General features: G+C 63.3%; 1 protein-coding gene. It reads right to left on the bottom strand.

From position 1 onward, the window contains the following. Positions 1 to 452: AMP-binding protein (locus RM609_RS34250; protein ID WP_311616591.1), on the bottom strand; the 452-nt coding region annotated here is incomplete at both ends.

Consider the following 452-nt stretch of genomic DNA (forward strand, 5'->3'; position numbering starts at 1 on the left):
AGCCGAGGCCGCAGGCAGCGCACAGTTCGATTGAGCTGCGATGCGCGGATCATCGACGTCAACGACGGTGACGCCATAACCATCCACTCGCCCGACCAAACTCGGGGTGGTCACCACCGCCACCGGTTGGGCGTCCTCGAACATGAACTGGATCCGCGCATCAGGATGCATCGGATCGATCGGAACATAGGCCGCACCCGCTTTGAGCACCGCCACAATCGACACAATCGCCTCAGCGCACCGGGGAAACAGCAACGCCACACACGCACCCGGACCCGCACCCAAACCAGTCAGATAGTGCGCCAACCGATTCGACGCCTCATCCAACTCCCGATACGTCCACGACCGCCCACCGCAAACCAGCGCTACCGCATCGGGCGTACACACCACCTGTTCGGCGAACATCACCGGAACCGACATCGGAACCGTCGGCGTGGTGAGCACCCCCCGGT

This window comes from Streptomyces hesseae, from assembly GCF_031845785.1.
Classification (GTDB): Bacteria; Actinomycetota; Actinomycetes; order Streptomycetales; family Streptomycetaceae; genus Streptomyces; species Streptomyces hesseae.